This window comes from Amycolatopsis sp. NPDC049253 (genome assembly GCF_040678995.1).
In the GTDB taxonomy this organism is placed as follows: domain Bacteria; phylum Actinomycetota; class Actinomycetes; order Mycobacteriales; family Pseudonocardiaceae; genus Amycolatopsis.
Genome location: NZ_JBFAQX010000001.1, coordinates 159,151 through 178,958, shown reverse-complemented (window position 1 = coordinate 178,958; position 19,808 = coordinate 159,151). Strand labels below are relative to the sequence as shown.

General features: G+C 70.3%; 19 protein-coding genes. 7 read left to right on the top strand and 12 right to left on the bottom strand.

Annotated features, from left to right (window positions below):
• The first annotated feature begins 78 nt into the window (after nt 1–78).
• Nucleotides 79–573: a hypothetical protein gene (locus tag AB0K15_RS00935; RefSeq protein ID WP_364043843.1), complete on the top strand. Its 495-nt coding sequence runs from the start codon at nt 79–81 to the stop codon at nt 571–573.
• A 4-nt stretch (nt 574–577) separates the two neighbouring features.
• Here the strand turns inward: AB0K15_RS00935 and AB0K15_RS00930 are convergent, their stop codons facing one another.
• On the bottom strand, nt 578–1,009 hold the full coding sequence (locus AB0K15_RS00930; RefSeq protein ID WP_364043840.1) for a DUF4232 domain-containing protein: 432 nt from the start codon (nt 1,007–1,009) through the stop codon (nt 578–580).
• On the opposite strand from AB0K15_RS00930, the gene tenA reads away from it, so the two are divergent.
• Nucleotides 1,002–2,012 (top strand): thiaminase II, encoded by a 1,011-nt coding sequence (gene tenA / locus AB0K15_RS00925; RefSeq protein WP_364043837.1) that lies wholly within the window; start codon nt 1,002–1,004, stop codon nt 2,010–2,012. The two genes, AB0K15_RS00930 and tenA, sit on opposite strands and share 8 nt — an antisense overlap.
• 51 nt (nt 2,013–2,063) lie before the next feature.
• On the opposite strand, the gene AB0K15_RS00920 is transcribed toward tenA, so the two are convergent.
• Together AB0K15_RS00920 and pheA are read right to left on the bottom strand one after the other, a co-directional pair.
• Nucleotides 2,064–2,678, bottom strand: coding sequence for a histidine phosphatase family protein (locus AB0K15_RS00920; protein WP_364043834.1), 615 nt, complete (start codon nt 2,676–2,678; stop codon nt 2,064–2,066).
• Nucleotides 2,675–3,580, bottom strand: coding sequence for a prephenate dehydratase (gene pheA / locus AB0K15_RS00915; protein ID WP_364043831.1), 906 nt, complete (start codon nt 3,578–3,580; stop codon nt 2,675–2,677). Before pheA ends, AB0K15_RS00920 begins: the two co-directional genes overlap by 4 nt.
• A gap of 98 nt (nt 3,581–3,678) precedes the next feature.
• Here pheA and AB0K15_RS00910 point away from each other — a divergent pair, with 98 nt between their 5' ends.
• The 3 genes from AB0K15_RS00910 (at nt 3,679) to AB0K15_RS00900 (ending at nt 5,771) form a co-directional block, all read left to right on the top strand.
• Nucleotides 3,679–4,311: a macro domain-containing protein gene (locus AB0K15_RS00910; protein WP_364043828.1), complete on the top strand. Its 633-nt coding sequence runs from the start codon at nt 3,679–3,681 to the stop codon at nt 4,309–4,311.
• A 138-nt stretch (nt 4,312–4,449) separates the two neighbouring features.
• Nucleotides 4,450–5,382, top strand: coding sequence for a type I pantothenate kinase (coaA, locus tag AB0K15_RS00905; protein ID WP_364043825.1), 933 nt, complete (start codon nt 4,450–4,452; stop codon nt 5,380–5,382).
• A gap of 206 nt (nt 5,383–5,588) precedes the next feature.
• Nucleotides 5,589–5,771, top strand: coding sequence for a hypothetical protein (locus AB0K15_RS00900; protein ID WP_364043822.1), 183 nt, complete (start codon nt 5,589–5,591; stop codon nt 5,769–5,771).
• Nucleotides 5,772–6,039: 268 nt separating this feature from the next.
• Here AB0K15_RS00900 and AB0K15_RS00895 read toward each other — a convergent pair whose 3' ends face one another.
• The 3 genes from AB0K15_RS00895 to AB0K15_RS00885 all read right to left on the bottom strand — a co-directional run bounded on the left by AB0K15_RS00895 (nt 6,040) and on the right by AB0K15_RS00885 (nt 10,471).
• On the bottom strand, nt 6,040–7,608 hold the full coding sequence (locus tag AB0K15_RS00895; RefSeq protein WP_364043819.1) for a hypothetical protein: 1,569 nt from the start codon (nt 7,606–7,608) through the stop codon (nt 6,040–6,042).
• Nucleotides 7,609–7,758: 150 nt separating this feature from the next.
• Complete coding sequence (locus AB0K15_RS00890) at nt 7,759–9,099, bottom strand: hypothetical protein (protein WP_364043816.1); 1,341 nt, start codon at nt 9,097–9,099, stop codon at nt 7,759–7,761.
• A gap of 460 nt (nt 9,100–9,559) precedes the next feature.
• Nucleotides 9,560–10,471 carry a nitrate- and nitrite sensing domain-containing protein gene (locus AB0K15_RS00885; RefSeq protein WP_364043813.1) on the bottom strand — a complete coding sequence of 304 codons (912 nt, stop codon included), beginning with the start codon at nt 10,469–10,471 and terminating at the stop codon, nt 9,560–9,562.
• Nucleotides 10,472–10,594: 123 nt separating this feature from the next.
• On the opposite strand from AB0K15_RS00885, the gene AB0K15_RS00880 reads away from it, so the two are divergent.
• On the top strand, nt 10,595–10,915 hold the full coding sequence (locus AB0K15_RS00880; RefSeq protein WP_364043810.1) for a nucleotide pyrophosphohydrolase: 321 nt from the start codon (nt 10,595–10,597) through the stop codon (nt 10,913–10,915).
• Here AB0K15_RS00880 and AB0K15_RS00875 read toward each other — a convergent pair whose 3' ends face one another.
• On the bottom strand, nt 10,916–11,053 hold the full coding sequence (locus tag AB0K15_RS00875; protein ID WP_364043807.1) for a hypothetical protein: 138 nt from the start codon (nt 11,051–11,053) through the stop codon (nt 10,916–10,918).
• Nucleotides 11,053–11,277, bottom strand: coding sequence for a hypothetical protein (locus AB0K15_RS00870; RefSeq protein ID WP_364043804.1), 225 nt, complete (start codon nt 11,275–11,277; stop codon nt 11,053–11,055). Before AB0K15_RS00870 ends, AB0K15_RS00875 begins: the two co-directional genes overlap by 1 nt.
• A gap of 194 nt (nt 11,278–11,471) precedes the next feature.
• Here AB0K15_RS00870 and AB0K15_RS00865 point away from each other — a divergent pair, with 194 nt between their 5' ends.
• Nucleotides 11,472–12,098, top strand: a complete 627-nt coding sequence (locus AB0K15_RS00865; protein WP_285971182.1) for a response regulator transcription factor — start codon at nt 11,472–11,474, stop codon at nt 12,096–12,098.
• A 424-nt stretch (nt 12,099–12,522) separates the two neighbouring features.
• On the opposite strand, the gene AB0K15_RS00860 is transcribed toward AB0K15_RS00865, so the two are convergent.
• The 4 genes from AB0K15_RS00860 to AB0K15_RS00845 all read right to left on the bottom strand — a co-directional run bounded on the left by AB0K15_RS00860 (nt 12,523) and on the right by AB0K15_RS00845 (nt 19,678).
• Nucleotides 12,523–13,665, bottom strand: a complete 1,143-nt coding sequence (locus AB0K15_RS00860) for a GAF domain-containing protein (RefSeq protein ID WP_364045325.1) — start codon at nt 13,663–13,665, stop codon at nt 12,523–12,525.
• 53 nt (nt 13,666–13,718) lie between these two features.
• Entirely contained in the window at nt 13,719–17,009 is a 3,291-nt protein-coding gene (gene cydD, locus AB0K15_RS00855; RefSeq protein WP_364045323.1) for a thiol reductant ABC exporter subunit CydD, read from the bottom strand.
• A 44-nt stretch (nt 17,010–17,053) separates the two neighbouring features.
• Entirely contained in the window at nt 17,054–18,064 is a 1,011-nt protein-coding gene (gene cydB, locus AB0K15_RS00850) for a cytochrome d ubiquinol oxidase subunit II (RefSeq protein WP_364043800.1), read from the bottom strand.
• Between the two features lie 117 nt (nt 18,065–18,181).
• Entirely contained in the window at nt 18,182–19,678 is a 1,497-nt protein-coding gene (locus tag AB0K15_RS00845; RefSeq protein WP_364043797.1) for a cytochrome ubiquinol oxidase subunit I, read from the bottom strand.
• Nucleotides 19,679–19,808: the final 130 nt, after the last annotated feature.

The following is a 19,808-nucleotide window of genomic DNA, read 5'->3' as shown; positions in this document are numbered from 1 at the left end:
ACTACTCCATCGAGAGCAGTGCCCGGCGCGGGTTTTGGTGCTGAAATGGCACATCACCCGGCGGTCGGGAGGACGTGAATGACTGCGCTCGACACCCCACCTCTGCCGGATGACGACCGGCAGGCTCCCCAAACCGACAGCGCCGACCAAGCCGACACCCCCGACAACCCGGAGCCGGCCGAAAAGTCGCGAAGACCCCTGGTCCTGGCCGCCGCGGTGGGCTTCGCCATCGGGATCTGCGTGACGGGCCTGCTGTGGGGCCTCTCCGGCCAGCGCGGCGGCGCGAACGTCGATGCGGCGGCCGCCTGCGACGCGTTCAACCGCGCCGGCCACCTGCCCGACACGACCAGCGGCTACGACCCCGCCGCCTTCACGCGGCTGGCCGACGACGCCGCCCACCGCATCACCGCGGCCTACGAACTGGCCCAGGCCGCAGCCGCCTTCGACGGTCAGTACCAGCCGTTGGCGCAAAGCCTCGCCGGCGTCAACGGGATGGTCCTGTCCGGCCGCTTCGACAGCCGGTCCGGACAGGACGACATCATCCGCGTCCAGCAACTCTGCGCCAGGGGGTAGGAACTCAGGCCCGCCGCACCGTCTTCACCGCGAGCTGAAAGCCTGGCAGCTTGCCCCCGGCGCACCCGGTCCCCGGGTCCGGCAGGAATTTCGACGCCGTCTCCTGCGGCAGGTACACGCGCAGGCCCTTCACCGAAGTCGGCTTGCACACCGCCGGGTCGAAGTTCGCGGCCTGCGCGAACTGCACGTCCGCGGCGGCCGACTGGCCCGGCTGCAGCTTGATCGCGTCGCCCTTGGTGCCCTCGCGGAAGGCGGCCGGGCCGACCTGGTGCCCGTCGTCGCCCGCCACGTAGGAGACGCCGGGGAAGCCCTGGATCGTGCAGGGCTTGCTGCTGGAGTTCTTGATCAGGATCGGCCGGTAGACCGAGCCGGCGCCCGCGTCGCCCTCGCCGAGGGAGAGCGTGACGTCGCCGGCCTTGCACAGGCCGTTGTCCACCGGCTGGCCGGACGCCGGCGTGCTGCCCGAAGAGGACTCGGACGAGCTGGCCGTGGGTGCCGGCGACGTGTCGGACGTGCTGGCCGACGCGTCGGAACTGGGCGTGTTGCTCGCGGTCGGCGTAGTTCCGCTACCGCACGCCGACAGCAGCAGAGCGCCGGACGCGCCCAGTGCAGCAAGAAAGACCAAGGGAATCCGTGGTTTTTTCGTGCTTACCATTTCACTTGCCTCCCCGTGCTGGGTAACCACTGTTCAGTGGACGTGCGACCTCCGCACCGGGTTGCGCCGCCATCGTGAACTCTTCACCAGACGGAAGGCGATCATGACGGGCTTTTCTCACCAGGCATGGCAACACACGGTGAAACTACAACACGCCATGTCGGTCCACCCGTTCAACGAAGAGCTCGCGACCGGCACTTTGTCGCGCGAGCGATTCCAGTTCTACCTGGTCCAGGACGCGCGTTACCTCGTCGGCTTCGGCCGGGCGCTGGCCGCCGCCGCGGCCAAGGCGCCGGAGGTCGACGACGTCGCGTTCCTGGCCGGAGCGGCGCGCGACGCCATCGTGATCGAGCGCGAGATGCACGAGAGCTACTTCAAGTGGTTCCGGCTCTCGGAGACCGATCTGGCCGACATCGAAACCTCGCCGACGTGCGTCGCGTACTCGTCGTTCCTGCTGGCCACGGCCCACACGGGCAGCTACGGCGAGCTCCTCGCGGCGCTGTTGCCGTGCTTCTGGGTGTACCAGAGCGTGGGCGCCGGAATCCTCGCGCGACAGTCGCCCGAAACCGACAATCCGTACCGGCCCTGGATCGACACGTACGCGGGCGACGAGTTCGAAGCGACTGTCCGCAAGGGCCGCGACGCACTCGACCGCGCCGCCGACGCCGCGGGTGAGGCCACGCGCGAAAAAATGCTCGCAGCTTTCACCCGGGCGTGTGAGTACGAGTGGATGTTCTGGGACAGCGCCTACCGGCAGGAAGGCTGGCCTGTGTTTTCTGCCTAGGCTCCGCCTAGGCGCGCGAGATCGCCTCAAGCCGATCTCGCCTCGTGGTTGCTAGAGGGGCGTATCGACCCAGGTGAGGCAGCGCCAGCCGTCGGGTTCTGCGAGGAGTTCGACGATCCCGGTGTTCGGGATGAGCGCGCTGCTCGCCAGGTCGCCGGGCACGTTCGACGCCAGGAACTCCGCGCCGAGCCGGATCGCGCCGCCGTGGCTGACCAGCACGACGATGCCGTCCGGGTCGGTCTGTTCGTGCTTCGCCCGCAGGTCGTCAGCGGCGCCGACCATGCGGGCCCGCACCTGGGCACCCGACTCGCCGCCGGGGATGGCGGCGTCGAGGTCGCCTTCGGTCCAGCGCTTGGCCGTCTCGAGGTAGGTCCGGATCGACTCGGCGTCGGTGGCGCCTTCGAGGTCGCCCGCGTCGACCTCCTTCACGCCCTCGATCACCTGCACCTCGAGGCCGAGCACCTCGGCCAGCGGCGCGGCCGTCTGCTGCGCGCGCGTGGCCTGCGACGCGTACACGGCCACGATCGGCTCCGCGGCGAGCCGGCCCGCGAGCGCCTTCGCCTGCTCCTGCCCCAGCTCGGTGAGCGGTGGGCCGGGCAGCGCCGTGTCGAGCGCACCCCTCACGTTGCCGTCGGTCTGGCCGTGGCGGACGAGGAACAGCCTCACGCACCTTCTCCCTTCAACACGGCGTCGACCCAGGCCTGGGCATCGACGAAATCCTGGTTGCCCGCACCGGGCTCGATGGTGGCGGCCACCTCGTCGGCCCGCGGGTGCGAGCCGAGGAACCGCAGGTGGCAGCGGCGGCGCAGCGCGGCCATCGCGGAGACGATCCGCGGCTCGGCGACGTGCCCCTCGAAGTCGATGAAGAAGCGGTACTCGCCGAAGTTGTTGCGGGTCGGGCGGGCGTCGAGGCGCGTGAGGTTGATGCCGCGGCTCGCGAGCTCGGCGAGCAGCTGGGCCAGCGTGCCGGTGCGGTTCACGGCCGCCGCGACGATCGACGTGCGGTCGGCGCCCGTCGGCGCGGGCAGCTCACCGGGGCGGCGGACCAGCAGGAAGCGCGTCTGGGCGTCGTGGACGTCGGCGACGCCCGTGGCCAGCTCCTCCAGCGCGTAGTGCTCGATGGCCACCGGCGCGGACACGGCGGCGTCGTAGGTGCCCTCGACCACGCCGACGGCGGCCGACGCCGTGGACGAGGACGCCACCACGGTCGCGCCGGGCAGGTTCGCCTCGAGCCACTCACGCACCTGCGCGAGCGCGTGCGGGTGGCTCGCGACCGTGCGGATCTCGCCGCCGCCAGGGCGCGTCAGCACGCTGAAGTGGATGGGCAGGATGGTCTCCGCGACAGCGACCAAGGGGGCTCCGTCGCTGAGGCCGTCGAGCGTCGTCGGCACGACGCCCTCGACGGAGTTCTCGATCGGTACGCACGCCGCGTCGGCAGCGCCTTCGCGGACGGCCGCGAGCGCCAGCCGGACGGTCTCGTAGGGAGTCAGGTCCTCGCCCGGCGCGAGCGCACGGGCGGCCTGTTCGGTGAACGTGCCCTGAGGGCCGAAATACGCGATCCGCAACACGACCGCCAGGCTACTTTCCACACACGTGTCGGTTTTCACTCGGACATCCGGTACGCCAACCGGTTACGCCGGGTGGCTTTTTTTGCCATGCTTGAACCGTGACCGCCGAATCGGGCACACACACCGGGCGCGAGGACATCGGCCCGCCGGTTTCGTCCCGGACGCCGGAACTCGTGTTGTGCGCCGTCGATGAACCGCTCGCCGCCGCGTGGACCCACGCCCTCGGCCGCCTCGAAACCGAGGCCGCCGCGGTCCGGGTGCACCGCGGTTCGGTGCTGGACGTCGTCGCCCAGGCCGTGGTGAGCCCCGCGAACTCCTACGGCTGGATGCGCGGCGGGATCGACGCCGTCTACGCGCGGGCGTTCCCGGGTGTCGAACAGAGCGTGCGCAGCGCGGTCTTGGCTTCGTACGGCGGAGAGCTGCCCATCGGCGAGGCCGTGATCGTGCCCACGGGCGAGGCCGAGCCGGCGTGGCTGATCAGCGCGCCGACCATGCGCGAGGCCGGCGAACGGCTGCCCGCGGACACCGTGCACCCGTACCTCGCGGCGCGCGCGGTGTTCCTGCAGTGGCAGCACGGGATGCTCGAAGAAGGGCCCGTGCGCGAGGTCGTGGACACCATCGCGATGCCCGGCCTGGGCACCGGCGTCGGCGGGGTCGACCCGGCCACGTGCGCGCGCCAGGTGGCCGCCGCGTGGGAGGAAGTCTTCGGCCGCCGCCGTAACCCTCGGTGACCGCGTAGGCAACGGTTCGGACCGCGTGCAGCACATCACAGCGCGTTCACGCGCGGTAGGCCCTACCGTTGATGGAGCGTTACTCGAAAGGTGGCGCCCAGTACGGAGCCAGCGCAGGCGACGGCCGAGGAGTGTGCGATGCCACGGGTCCGTGAACTCAGTCCCTACGTCGAGCTTCACCGCGAACAGTGGCGGGAGCTGCGCAGCTCGACCCCGCTTCCCCTCACCGCCGATGAGCTCGTTCGGCTGCGGGGTCTCGGCGAGCAGATCGACCTGGCCGAGGTGGCCGACGTCTACCTGCCGCTGTCGAGGCTGATCAACCTCCAGGTCAAGGCGCGGCAACAGCTGTACGAGGCCACCACCACGTTCCTCGGCGAAGACTGCGTCAGCACGAAGGTGCCGTACGTGATCGGCGTCGCCGGCAGCGTCGCGGTCGGCAAGTCGACCACGGCGCGCATCCTGCGCACGCTGCTCGCCCGCTGGCCCGACCATCCGCGCGTGGACCTCGTGACCACCGACGGGTTCCTGTACTCCCGCGACGAGCTGACCCGCCGCGGCATCATGCACCGCAAGGGCTTCCCCGAGAGCTACGACCGGCGCGCTCTGCTGCGCTTCGTCACCGAGGTGAAGTCCGGCGCCGAGCGCGTGTCGGCGCCCGTGTACTCCCACCTCGCGTACGACATCCTGCCCGGCCAGGAACAGGTCGTGGAGCGCCCGGACATCCTCATCATCGAGGGCCTGAACGTCCTGCAGCCCGGCCCCCGCCTGACCGTGTCGGACCTGTTCGACTTCTCCATCTACGTCGACGCGCACACCGACGACATCGAACGCTGGTACGTCGAGCGCTTCCTCAAGCTCCGCCACACCGCGTTCTCCGACCCGGCTTCGCACTTCCACCACTTCGCCGGCCTGGACGACGACGAGGCCCGCGAGGAAGCACGCCACCTCTGGACCACGATCAACGAGCCGAACCTCATGGAGAACATCAAACCGACGCGCCCGCGCGCCACCCTCGTGCTGCGCAAGGACGCCGACCACTCCATCAACCGCGTGCGCCTGCGCAAGCTCTGACGGCTCTGTTCGACCGCTTCGTCACCGCTGCGTCACCCACATAGCCCTCACCAACCCCACGTCCTCACCCTCCGCCCCCCGACCTCGGCCGATCGGCCAGTTCGGGGGGCGGCTTCATAACCAGTTGGCCGATACCGGGCGAGCCTCGTGAAAGCGACCCTGAACAGAAGGGAAATTCGCATCCTGACCTGGGAAGGAGGCCCCCGGTGTTCTCAATCGTCCTCACGTGGGTCGGCGCAGTACTCGGACTGGCCCTCTTCGTCGCCATGGCCGCCAGCACCTTCCTGGTCGACCTGGACGAAGCCATGCGCGAACGCCGCCGCAAGGCCGCCACCGCAGCCGCCGCCGTCCCCGTCCCCGCCGTCTCCAGCCAAACCCCAACGGCATAAACGACAAAGCCCCAGCCAAACGGCCGGGGCTTTTTTTATCCTTTAGTCTTTCCCCCACACAACAACCGCACCAGATCCACACGCTCACCAGTGCACCCAGACCCGGCCCTGCACCTCGATCCCCGCCTTCCACGCGGTCTGGACTATTTGTCAAGGCACTCTTTCCCGCCTTGACAAATAGTCCAGACCGTAGTGACGCTAAAAGAACGGGGTGCCCTGCGCTATTCCCAGCGCAATGATCCGCGCCAGCGGATCGAGCCGCCTGCGATCACTCAACCGCAGTCAACGCCTCCCGATACCCGTCCAAATCATAATCCAGCCGATCCTCATCCTCAGCCTCTTCCAGCTGCCCCTCCAGCACAGCCACCAGCTCCCCCAGAACCTCTTCCCTGGTCAGCCCCTTCTCGATCAGCTTCTGAGCCGCCGCCCAAACCTCTTCCGGCGAGTCTTCCCAAAGCTGATCCACCACCGACGTCTCCAACGCCAGCCTCAACCCATCAGCACCATCGAACTCGTCATTCGCCAACGATTCGTGATACTCCGGATGCCCACCGATAACCAGCATCCGCCGCTGCTCCGGATCCGACGGATCCAAATCCGTCAGCTCCTCGTCGCCGATCACCGTGGACAACTCCGGAACAGCGAACCGTCGCCGCTCCACAACCCCCAAAACCTCTTCAGCGGACTCCGTCCCGTCCAGATAATCCGAAACCTCATCCTCTTCGGAATCATCTTCATCGGACAGATACTCCGCCAAGTACTCCTTCACGTCTTCGACGAGAGCAGCCGAAGCAACCTCCGACAACCCATTCCGCGCAGCAGCCCAAGAAGCCCACGCCAGCACGACCGGCGGCACGAGATCCTCGTCCTCCACCTCGTAGTCCCCACCCAGCAACGACTCCAGGAACCGCGCCAGCTTCTCCGGCCCGACCCGCAGCGGATCCGCCGGCTCGGTCCGGTTGCCGTGGTCCACCAGCAGCCGCGCCACCGACCTCGCCGCCTCGACGTCCGCGAACGACACCTGCGCGAGGAACTCCTCCACGACCCCGTCGCGCCGAGCGTCCGGCCACTCCTCCACGCCGCGAGCAGCCGACGGCTCCGGCAGCGCCCGCAGCCACGCCATCGCCACGGCGTGAAAGCGCGTGTAGTCCTCGCCGACGTCGGGCTCGTCCATGCCGTCGGTGGCGGCGATGCCGTCGAGCAGCAAGCGGTGCGCGTCGGCCGGCTCGACCTTCTCGAGCACGACGAGCTCACCGTCGTCGGCGATCTGTGCGCGCATCTGCGCGAGGACCTCGTGCGGCTCGTCGATCACCACGAGGTCGCGCACGCGGCCGAGCTCGGTGAAGTCGAGCAGCGCCAGCAGGCCGAGCGTCGCGTCGCCGCGGGAGAACGTGCACAGCAGCGAGGACTCGTCGCCGTAGACGTCGCCGGTCCGCCAGATCTCACCGACCGTCACGCGGCCGACCTCACCGGCCCACTCGGGCTCGGGGATGCCACGCGAGAGGACCACGGCGAGCGCCTCGGCCGCCGCCGAGCGCTCCTCCTCGGTCTCGGCCAGCACCTTCAACGCGGCCAGCAGCGCCGCGGCGCCCGGCGTGATCTTGCGCTGCGCGAACGCGATGAGCTCCAGGCCGAGCTCCTCGCCGCCCTCGGGCTCGCCCTCGATCGTGAGATCCCACCACTGCCCGAGCACCTCGGAGGCGAGAAGCTCGACGTCGAACGCACCAGGCTCCACGGCGACGGCGGAGAAGTCCCGGAGGACGTCCTTGAACAGGCCGTTCACGCTGGGCGTGGCGGGCTGGGGGGTCTTCTTGCGGGCGCGGCTCACCGGACTCATGCGGACCATCGTTGCATCGCTGGTGCGGGCGCGGATCCGCGGGACGCGCGGCCGCGGTGGCCCCGGGCGCGGTATCCGCGACCGGCCAGGGAGCCGGCTGCGGAGAGGGACCACCGCGACGTCGCGGAAAAGAGCTACGTGCGGGGTGTTTCAGCTGGTCAACGAGTCAGACGCCGGAAGGTTACGCGGTTTCGGCAACGCGATCCGCGCCGCGCGCACTTCCGCGATCAGCCGCGTCTTGCGCCGGTGAACGCTCACCAGGTCGGCCAGGTACCCCGTGAACTCCTCCGCCGTGCCGGCGCGTTTGTGCAGCGTGCGCAGCTTCTTCAGGTGCTTCGCCGCTTCGCGGTAGGCCTGCGGGTCCTTCTGCTCGATGAGCTGCTCGACCTGGCTGCGGTAGACGGGGATCGTCTCGGCCGGGTGCGCGACCTCGCGCGACGCCGCCAGCTCCACGCGCAACGCGAGCGACCCACCGAAGCGCACGCACGCGCGCCACGCCTCGTCGGGCCGATCCTCGGCGAGCAACGCCCGGGCGAGCTCTTCGGCGCCTTCTTCGCTGTCGGCCGCGCGCTCCCTCAGCCGCGCGAGGGCCGCGACGCGCTGCACCGACCAGACGCCCGCTTCGACGGCCGCCTCGCGCAACGCCGTGTACGTGACGTTGCCCGGCGCCTCGTCGAACTCCTTGCGCCGCAAGGCGACCGTCTCGTCTTCCGGTTCGGGGAGGTTCTGGTGCGTTTTGTGCGGCGTGAGCGCGCGGGCCGCGTGCGCGATGGCCTCGCTGTGCCGCCCGGCCGCCCGCAGCACCCGCACGATCTTCAGGCTCACATCCACGCGCGGCGGCTTGGCGGACAGGATCGCGACGAGCGCGTCGACATCCCCGCGCACCTCGGCGAGCTCCTCGAGCAGGCGCTCCGCGACGTCCCGGCGGTACCCCGTCGGCCCGGCTGTCAGTATTTCGTCCACAGCAGACTTGATCCGCTCAAGTCCCTGGTCCCCCAACGCCTCCGCGAAATCCGCCAGCGCGATCGTCGGCCTGCCGGGCCCGTCGAACTCCACGTCCAGCAGCCACTCGGCCAACTTCTCGGGGTCCGGCGGCCGCGCGGCACACGCCCGCGCGTACAGCTCGACGGCGAAGTCCAGCTTGTCCCCGAGGTCACCGGACGGATCCCCGGACTGCTCCAGCACCTCACCGATGTCGTCCACGGTCCGCCGCGCGAGCGGCGCCAGATCCGCCGGGCTACCCGCGTCGAGCAACCGCTCCAGGGTGTCCAGCACGGCACCCACCTTGGCCGTGTACTCGACATTGCCGTCCTGCACGGCCGTGTCCAACAGCCGATGCGCCTCCGCCACCTCACCCGATTGAGTGGCGCACCGCAGTTCCAGCGAATGCCGTAACTCAGGGTCACGCCGCGCCTGGGCGTACAGCAGGTCCACCAGCGTTTCCGCGTCCAACGTACGCAGGTAGGGCCGCAGATCCGGGGGAGCACTCACGCGCACCAGTCTGCCGCATGCCCTTTGCCGCGCGTGTGGGCCAACTGCGTGCTCTTTTCGGCCCAACCGCGCACCGCGGGTGACCTGTGGTTCTCGCCGGGTGGGGACGCTGGCGGGCCTGCGTTGGGGGGTGGGGTGGCGCCTTGGCCGGCGGTTTCCCGGCCTGGGCTTGCGCCACCCGCGAATCTGTTCGACGCCACGCGGCCCGTCCCGCCGCCCTGCCACCGGTCGGTTCGACCCGATCACGACCCGCCCCGTTCCCGCCGAGAGCTGGTTCGCGTCGCCGCGCGTCGAATCGGCCAAGTCGTAGCCGGGCGCCACGGCGCAGGCCCGCGCCACCTACGGTTCGCTTCGGCGCCGTCCCTTGCCCATCCTCTTGCCATTGCCGTGGCATCGGCACTTGCCCTGGCAACACGGACGGATGCCACGCGTCGGCCCGGGACCGCGCCTGGCCTGGGGCTCAGCGGGACACCGGGCCACTGCGGGCTGCGGCGGCTCGGTGCCGAGGCGCTGGGCGTTGCCGCCGCTCCCCCCTTCGCTCGGAGTCCGGGGATTGAGGCGCCACCGTGCTCCGCCCCAGAACGAGCCGCCGTGGGTCCGTAAGCCGATCTGCCAGCCGTGCCGCCACCGCCATCACCACGCCGGCGAACACCACGATCGCCGCACCACCGGCGAGGGCGCCCCCGAGCGTGCGGTGAGCGTGGTCGATCGTCAGCTGCACCGCGAAGTTGTTCTGCTGCGCGAAGAGCTCCCCCAAACCCCGCCCCGCAACCGCCGTCGCTGCGCGCCACACCGGCATCGCGACCGGCAGCGGCGCCGCGTCGGCGAAAGCGTTCTCGACCGGCGTCAGCGTGCTCCAGTCCTCCCCGCGAACGAGCGCTTCGTACCGCTCCCGGCCACTCTGCGTGAGCCTGCCGGCGGCGCTCGCGAGCGCCGTCCGGTAGCCGCCCACTGCCTCCGTGAACAGCCGCCGCGTGGTCCCGTCGAGGCCCGCCAGCGCCAGGGAATCCGCTCGGTACAACCCTTCTGTCGCCGCCAGCAGATCCACGGCCGTGTTCTGCTGGTAGGCCGTCTCCGGATCGGGCGCCGCCCGGGTGAGCTCCCGCAGGCCGGCTATCGCGTCGTCGATACGCTGCGTGTAACCGGTGTACTCAGCCAGCCGGTCGCCCGCGAGCAGCGCGTTGCCCCGCCGCTCCTGCAGCCCCACCACGGTGCGCGTCACGTCGTTCGACGCCCGCGCTGTCTCGTCCGCCAGGCCGCGCACGTGATTCGCCTGCTGCACCAGGAAAATCCCGATCACCAACGCCACCAGCACCAGCGCCGCACCGGGCACGAACGCGATCAGGACCACGCGCCTGCGCAGGTACTCCACGGCCTTTCCTTCCGCTTTTCCCCGACCCGGCCGACCACGCTAGGGAAACGGCGGAGGCAGGGTCAACGAAAGTCCGCCATACGGCCGTGAGCCCACCGTGACCGTCGTGGTACGCAATCCCCCGTGACTCTCGACGCGCTCACCCAGCGCCTGCGCGACTTCGCCTCCGCCCGCGACTGGGAACCGTTCCACCACCCGAAGAACCTCGTCATGGCCCTCTCCGGCGAAGTCGGCGAACTCATCTCCCTCTTCCAATGGCTCACCCCCGAAGAGGCCCGCGACTACCGCTCCGACCCCACCCTGACCACCAACGTCCGCGACGAAATCGCCGACGTCCTCCTCTACCTGATCCAACTGGCCGACGCCCTGGACATCGACCTCCTCGAAGTGGGCAACGCGAAGGTCGACCGCAACGAGACCCGCTTCCCGCCCGTACAGCGCTGATCAGCCGGCGCGGCTCGTCGACGGCCTGCTCGTCGTCACCACCTGCTGGGTCGGCACGGTCTCGGGCGGGCGCAGGAATGCGACCAGCAGCAGAGCCGCGACGGCCACCGCCAAGGCCGCGACCACGACGATCCGCATCAGGCCGGCCGGCGGCGCAGGGAGAGGACCATGCCGCCGGACGCCGCGGCCCCGATCAACGCGCCCGCGGCGACCGGAATCGGATAGCCACCGGATGGGGATATCGACGTTTCCGGAATTGCGCCAACCGGATTCCCCGGTTCTGCCTGCGCCGCGGCAGCCCAGATCACCATGATCCCCGCGACCAGGGAGAACGTACCGGCAACACGGCAAAAGAAAGTCAAAAGCCAAACCTTCCGAAGAGTCCGGCGAAACGTGTGGTGGATATCGCCGTGCCGCCGGAACCGTTACGGATCAATTCTGAACGATTTCCCACGGCAACCTGATCGGGTGCATCCGGTGAATCGCCGCCGAACCGCCGACGTGTCCTGCGGCACCAGCACCGGCGACAGGCCACGTGACGCCGTAACCTCGGGGTATGCCGATCCAGGTGCTGCTCGTCGACGACCACGAGCTGGTCCGTCGCGGCCTGCGCGACCTGCTGGGCGACGAGGCGGACATCGAGGTGGTCGCCGAGGCCGGAGGCGTCGAGGAGGCGCTGGCCGTCGCGATGCACGTGGAGCCCGACGTCGCCGTGGTCGACGTCCGCCTCGGCGACGGCGACGGCATCACCCTGTGCCGCGAGCTGCGCTCCAAGCCCAACCCGCCGGCCTGCCTCATGCTCACCGCGTTCGACGACGAGGAAGCCATGGTCGGCGCGATCATGGCGGGCGCGTCGGGTTACCTGCTCAAGCAGGTGCGCGGCCAGGACGTGGTCAACGCCGTCCGCGAGGTCGCCGCCGGCCACTCCCTGCTCGACCCCGTCTCGACGGCCCGCGTGCTCGACAAACTCCGCCACCCGCCCACCGACGACCTCGCCGCCCTGACCGACCGCGAGCGCGACGTCCTGGAGCTCATCGGGCAGGGCATGTCCAACCGCGAAATCGCCGAACGCCTCTTCCTGGCCGAAAAAACGGTCAAGAACTACGTCACCTCGGTCCTCGCCAAGCTCGGCATGCAACGCCGCACCCAAGCCGCCGCCTGGATCGCCCGTCGCGGCAAGTGAGGCCCGGAAACTGCTCGGCCGAACCAGCCCGACGACCCGGTTTTCCCGCCCGTCGCGGATCTTGAGCCTTGACTGCGACCACCGACAAATCCGGTGACGTCGATTTTCCCGTGATCGCCGGGTACCGCCGCTCGGAAACCGAGCTAGGCCGTTCGGAGGTTTCTCGCGCGCATGAGATCACGGTCGGCCACGAGGGATTCGGCAAGGACCTTTCGGATTCACCCCATCGTGAGTCGAATGGGTGTTCGATTTCCCGGTAGACTCAGCACCCGGTGAAAGCGAGCTGCGACTCGCGGTGCTGGGGTGTTGGTCGATGTCGAACGGGAAGCCGTACGTGCCCGTCGGAGAGGAAGGAGCGGCTCACATGACGCGTGAAGGCTGAAGCCGGATCAACGCGCTGTGGGTGACGGTCGCGCACGTGCGACTAGTCCAGAGGGAGATCGAAGGCGACGAGTGTGCCGAGGCTCGGTGAGGAGTTGATGAAGAACTTCCCGCCGGCAGTGTCGGCGCGTTCGGCGAGGTGACGCAGGCCCCGGGTGGCGACGCCTTGGGGCACACCGGATCCGTTGTCGCGCACGCGGAGTTTCACGCCGTCGCGGTCGCGGGTCAAAGACACGCGCGTCTCGCTCGCGCCGGAATGGCGGACCACATTGGACAGTGCTTCGCGCAGTGCCGCGCGGATGTGGTCGGCGCGTTCGGCGGGAATGTCGGCGAACTCGCCGGAGAGCTCGAGGGTCGGCGGATAGCCGAGGAGTTCGCCGGCGATGCGGACTTCGCCGCGGGCGGACTCGGCGAGGTCGGTCGGTGTGCCGGTGTCGTGACGCGGCTCGGGTGAGCGCAGGGCTCGCACGGTGCCGCGGATTTCCTCGATGGTCTGGTCGAGCTGGTCGATGGCGTCGGACAGGCGCGCGCCGTCGGCCTGGGCGAAGCGCTTGCGCATGTTGCGGCGCACGCGGTCGAGTTGCATGCCGGCGCCGTAGAGGCGTTGCACGATCACGTCGTGCAGTTCGCGGGCGATGCGTTCGCGCTCTTGGTAGAGCGTCACGCGGTGGCGTGCGTTGGCGCCCTCGGCGAGTGCGAGCACCACGCCCGCCTGTGCGGCGAACGCCACGAGCATCTCGACGGTCCCCGCGGAGAACGGCTCGCGCCCCTGCAGGCGGTAGACCGTGAGCGCGCCCAGGACCCGGCCGCCGGAGCCGAATGGTGCGGCGGCGAAGGGGCCGAAGTCGCGCAGCTCGTCGGGTACGAAGGGTGCGGTGCGCGGGTCGACGACGAAGTTGTCGCTCACCACGGGCTCGCCTCCGCGCGCGACGCGGCCGGCGGCGGAGTCGGCGGGCAGGGTCAGGCCCTGCAGCGCGCGGCCGGCGCCGCCGGAATCGACGGCGGCCTCGACCACGACGTGCCCGTCGTCGGCGCTGACCATGGCCAGGCCGAGGTCGGCATCGGCCAGCTCGGCGGCGCGGATCACGACGGTGTCCAGCACGGCCTCCGGGTCGTCCCCGGACAACGCGGTGCTGGTGATCTCGGTGGCAGCGGACAACGCCCGCGCGGCAAGTGTCGGGTCCATGAGCAACACCGACCCTAGCGCGTGCTTGCGGCCCGGACCCGGAATCGTGACCGTCACCAATCACCCCTCGCGGCGGGGACCGCTTGCTTCTCGAGCACCTGGCCGCCGCGGACCTCCAGCACGACGTCGGCATCGAGCTGCTCGTCGAGGTTGTGGGTGACGTGCACGACGGTGCGGCCGGCCAACTCGGCACGCAGCGTGGTGCGGAGGGCGCGAGCGGTCCGTTCGTCGAGGTGCGCGGTGGGCTCGTCGAGCAGCACGAGGTCGGCTTTCGGTGCCGCCAGCAACGCCCGGGCCAGCGCGACCCGCTGAGCCTGGCCACCGGAAAGCCCGGTGCCGGCGCTGTCGAGAACGGTCGCCGCGTCGAGCTCCGGCAGCTGCGCGAGGTCGAGCACCCGCCGGACGTCCTCGTCGGTCGCCCGGGGATCCGCGAGCCGTAGGTTCTCCGCCACGCTCGTCGACACCAGCATCGCCTCCTGCGGCGCCCACGACACCCGCCCGGGCACCGCGACCTCCCCCGCGCGCGGCTCCAGGAACCCCAGCAACGCCGCCACCAACGTCGACTTCCCGGCCCCGCTCGGCCCCACGACGGCGACGTAGGTTCCGGGCTCGATGTCGAGCGTGACGTCGGTGAGCACGGTTTCGCCGCCGGGCCAGCCGAGGTCGGCGCCACGCAGCCGCACGGCGCTCGGCCCCGGCTCGACCGCGTCGCGCTCGGCCGCCGGCTCGGACCCGTCGCCAAGCCGCGCCGGCTCCGATCCGGCAGCTGTGTCGAGGTCGCCCAGGCGCAGGCGGGCAGCCCGCAGCGGGTCCCAGTGAGTAGCGGCCGGCGGCAGCAGGGACAGGACTTCCGCGAGGGCCAAGGGCACCAGCGCCAGCAGTGGAGCCATGACACCCGCCAGCTGGCCGGACGCGACGGCCGGCGCGGCGAGAAGCGTGCTGCCCACGGCGGCGGCTCCGGTGGCCAGGACGATGAGAGCGTCGGCCGCGCCGGCACCGAAGGCTTGGCGGCGGGCGGCGGCGGTCAACCGGGCATCGGTCGCGAGCAGTGAACGACGACGTGCGGTCGCGGTGCCGTAAGCGATGAGCTCGGCCGCGGAACTGAAGAGCACGAGGACCCGCGCGGCGACGTCGCGGCGACCGGCGGCGAGGGCAGCCGTCGCGTGGCGCTCGGCCAGGAGGGCGAGCCGAGGTGCGACGAGGCTGACCACCACAGCAGCGGCGAGGAGCAGGCCGGCCGACGGAAGGACGATCGCCTGCACCGCAATGGCGCCCACGGCGACAAGCCCGACGACGACCGGCGGCGAGACCACGCGGGGCAGCAGGTCACGGATCGTGTCGATGTCGGTGACCAGGCGGCGCTGTCCCTCGCCGGCCGCCAGAGCGCGCGCCGGGCCGAGGCGGACGAGCGAGTCCCACAGCCGAACGCGCAGCCGCCCGGCGATGCGGAACGCGGCGTCGTGCGTGACGAGACGTTCGGCGTAGCGCAGAGCCGCACGCCCGAGCCCGAACGCGCGCACGCCGACGACCGCGACGGTCAGCGTCAAGATCGGCGGCTGCAACGACGCCTTCGCGATCAACCACCCCGAAGTAGCCGTCAGCGCGACGCCCGCCAGCAGCGCAACCGCACCCAGCACGGCTCCGGAAAACAGCCGACGGTCGAGCAAGAACCGCCACGGCAACGGCCGACCGGACCCCACCGCCGTGACGGAAGTGTCGCCGGACAACGGCTTCTCATCCGCCACCGCCACCGCCGCCGACCGCTCGTGCGCCGCGATGACCGCCGCCGCCCCACCCGCCACGGCCCGCTCGACGGCGCCCATCACGCGCCGGGCGTTGACCTCGTCGAGGTGGGCCGTCGGCTCGTCGAGCAACAGCAGCCACGCGCCCGCCCGCACCTTCAGCAACGCCCGCGCCACGGCCACCCGCTGCCGCTGCCCCAACGACAGCTGCTCGACGGGCCGGTCGCCCAACCCCGACAGCCCCAGCTCCGCCAGCACCTCCTCGACCCCATCAGCGTCGCCGACGACCCCCTCGCCGACGCCGGCCGAGCCCGCCACCTCCTCCCGGACGGTTCCGCCGCTGAACACCGGCGACTGCGGCACCCAAGCGACATCCGCGCGCCACCGGTCGATGTCCACCGAGGACAGGGGGACGTCATCGAGGGTGATGGTGCCGTCGTAGGTGGGGAGGTAGCCGAGGAGGGCGGCGAGGGTGGTGGATTTGCCGCCACCGCTGGGAGCCCGGAGCCAGGTCGTTCGGCCTCGGCGCACGGAGAACGAGGAGCCGTCAGGGGCGAAGCCGCCGCGGCGGGCGATGCTTAGGTTGGACACAGTGAGTTGTCCACGGGGCGGCACGCGCGTGCCGAAGTGCGGGGCCGGCTCGGCGAGGACGTCGGTGACGCGGCGGACCGCCTCGACGCCGTCTTCGCTGGCGTGGAAGGCCGCGCCCACGGCACGCAACGGCTGGTAGCACTCGGGGACCAGGATCAGCACGCCGAGCCCGATGGCCAGGGGCAACGAGCCCGACACCAGCCGCACGCCGATCACCACGGCGACCAGCGCCACGGACAACGTGGCGACCAGTTCGAGCACGAAAGCCGACGAGAACGCCACCCGCAAAGTCTTCAACGTCGCGCGGCGGTGACGATCCGAGACGCGGGCCACGGTCGCCGACTGCGCGTCCGCGCGACGGAACGCCGTCAGCACCGGCAGAGCCCGCACCAGTTCCAGCAGCAGCCCCGACATCCGGTGCACAGCGTCGGTCGCGCCGGCCACGCGATCGGCCGTGAACTTGCCGACCAGGATGGCGAAGACCGGCAGCAAAGGCACCGTCACCAGCACGATCACCGCCGACGGCCAATCCATCCACAGGATCGCCGCGCCCGCCGCGAGGGGGACCACCGCGGCCGTCACCAGGGCCGGCAGGTACTCGCGGAAGTAGGCGTCGAGAGCGTCCAACCCGCGGGTGACCAGCTCGGTCAACGAGCCGTCGCCACGGCGGGCCAGCCACTCCGGGCCGAGCCGCAAGCTGTGGGAGACGACGCGGGCGCGCAGGTCCTGTTGCGCCGTCGCCGCGGCACGCGCGGAGACCACCCGCACCGCCCAGCCGGTGAACGCCCGGCCCGCGACCAGCGCGAACAGAGCGACCAGCTGGGCGGTGCGGCCCCCGATCCCCGTGGAGACGATGGACGCGAGCACGTCGGCCAAGAGAAACGCTTGCACCACCAGGAAAACCGCGTTGACGAACGAGAGCGCCGCCACGAGGAGCAACGCCCGGCGCGCGGCCGGCCCGAGAGCCGAGAGCGCGCCGAGCGGCCCCTTGCCCGGCCGCACCTGGTCCACTGTGGACCTCGGGGCGGAAAGGGTGGCACGGCCGGGAAGCGTGATCACGGTGCGTGCACCGCCGGAATGTGCTGGACACCGATGCGCTTGCGGAAAACCCAGTAGGTCCAACCTTGGTAGACCAGCACGGCCGGCGCACCGAACGCGGCGACCCACGTGATCACCTTCAGCGCGTACGGGCTCGCGGCGGCCTGCGCGATCGTCAGCGAGTTGGCCGGATCCCCCGTCGACGGCAGCACGTTCGGGTACAGCGCCCCGAACATCGTCACCACGGCGGCCGCGATCACCACGCCGAGCGCGGCGAACGCCTGCCCGTCGCGGTCCGCGCGCAGCCGCAGCCACGCGACGATTGCGGCAACCACGCTGACCACAAGCGCGACCAACGTCCACACCTGCCCCGCGCGCACCTGCACCACGATCAGGAACGCGACCAGCGGCAGCAACGCCACCGGCAACAGCCGCAACGCCAGCGTCCGCGCCCGCTCCCGCAACTCACCCGAAGTCTTCAGCGCCAGGAACGCCGCCCCGTGCACCAGCGAGAACCCGACCACGGCGAGCGCGCCCAGCAACGTGTCCCACCGCATCGCCTCGAACGGCGTGCCGACGCGGTTGCCGGCCGCGTCGAGCGGCAGGCCGAGCACGGTCGTCGCAAGCAGCAGGCCGACGCCCAGCGGCGGGATCCACGAGCCGATCATGATCACGCGGTCCCACGTGCGCCGCCAGCGCTCGGAGTCGACCTTGCCGCGGTACTCGAACGCGACCCCGCGCCCGATCAACGCCAGCAGCACGAGCAGCAACGGCAGGTAGGCGCCCGAAAACAGCGTCGCATACCAGTCCGGGAACGCCGCGAACGTGGCGCCGGCGGCGACGATCAGCCACACCTCGTTGCCGTCCCACACCGGCCCGATGGTGTTGACCATGACCCGCCGCTCGGTGTTGTCGCGCCCGAGCACGGGCAGCAGCATCCCGACGCCGAAGTCGAAGCCCTCGAGGAACAGGTACCCGAGCCAGAACAGCGCGATGATCCCGAACCACACCAGCTGCAGCGTTGTCATGACTCATCCCCAAGATCGCCCTGAGTTATCCACAACCCATCGAGTTGTCCACAGATCAGTTGTGGGTAACTCTCGTGGGTGATCGACCCGCCACGCTGGGTTCGCCCCAACGAAGGCTCAGTAAGCGAACGACAACGTGTCATCCGAACCCGCCTCCCCACCGTGAGCAGGCGGCGGCAGAACCCCTTCGACCCCACCGCGGACGTACTTGCGCATCAGGAACAGCTCCACCACGCCCAACCCCAGGTAGAGCACCGTGAGCGAGATCAGCGAAGTCCACACCTCACCGACCGACAGCTGCGACACCGCCTGCGCCGTGAACATCCACATGCCCTCGACGCCCGTCGGGTTCGGCGCGACCACGAACGGCTGACGCCCCATCTCCGTGAAGATCCAGCCGGCGCTGTTGCCGATGAACGGGGTCGCGATGCCCGCGACCAGCAGCAACGGGAACCAGCGCCCACCCGGGATCCGGCCGCGGCGCGTGAGCCACAGCGCCAGCAGGCCGATCCCCGCCCCGATCGCGCCGAAGCCGATCATGGCCCGGAATCCCCAGTAGGTCACCGGCAGGTTGGGCACGTAGTCGATCGGCTTGCCCGCCAGCGGCCCCAGGTCGGGGTCGTTCGGGTAGTTGGTGCCGTACTTCGCCTGGTACTGGCCGATCAGGTTTTCCACACCCGGCACCTCGGTGGAAAAGTCGTTGTGCGCGAGGAACGACAGCAGCGCCGGCACGGTGAACGTCTTCACGTCCTCGCAGTTGGCCCCCGCGACGTCGCCGATCGCCAGGATCGAGAAGCTCGCCGGCTTCTCCGTGTGGCACAACGCTTCCGCCGAAGCCATCTTCATCGGCTGCTGCTGGAACATCAGCTTGCCCTGCGTGTCACCCGTGATGGCCAGCACCGCGAACGCGGCGATCCCGACCCAGGCACCGAGCCGCAGCGACGCGCGCCAGACGTCCCGGTGCACCCCGGCGTCCGAGTCCGAAGCCGACCGACGCCGCCACAGGTGCCAGCCCGCCACCCCGACGAGGAACGCCGCCGCCACCGAGAACGCCCCGGCCAGCGTGTGCGGGATCGCCGCCAGCGCCGTGTTGTTGGTCAGCACCGCGAAGATCGAGTTCATCGTCGGCTTGCCGTCGACGAACTCCACCCCCACCGGGTGCTGCATCCAGGAGTTCGCGGCCAGGATGAAGTAGGCCGAGGCCATCGTCGCCAGGGAGAACGCCCACGCACACGCCAGGTGCACGCGTTTCGGCAGCCGGTCCCAGCCGAAGATCCACAGGCCGAGGAAGGTCGACTCCACGAAGAACGCGACGAGCCCCTCCATCGCCAGCGGCGCGCCGAACACGTCGCCGACGAAGCGGGAGTAGGCGCTCCAGGTCATCCCGAACTGGAACTCCTGCACGATCCCGGTCACCACGCCCATGGCGAAGTTGACCAGCAGGAGCTTCCCCCAGAACTTGGTCATCTTGAAGTAGCGCTCGTTGCCCGTGCGCACCCAGGCGGTCTGCATCCCCGCGACGAGCACCGAAAGTCCGATGGTCAGCGGGACCATCAGGAAGTGGTACACGGTGGTGATGCCGAACTGCCACCGCGCGAGCTCAAGGACATCCACGTACCCGAGCTAACTCCGCCCGCGCGCCACCAACCAGTTCAACACGTCCCGAAAAACGAGGGACCAACGTCCTGAACCCGGGAAACACCCACGTCAGGTGTCCCGGGCACATCCGTCCACTGTGTACCCG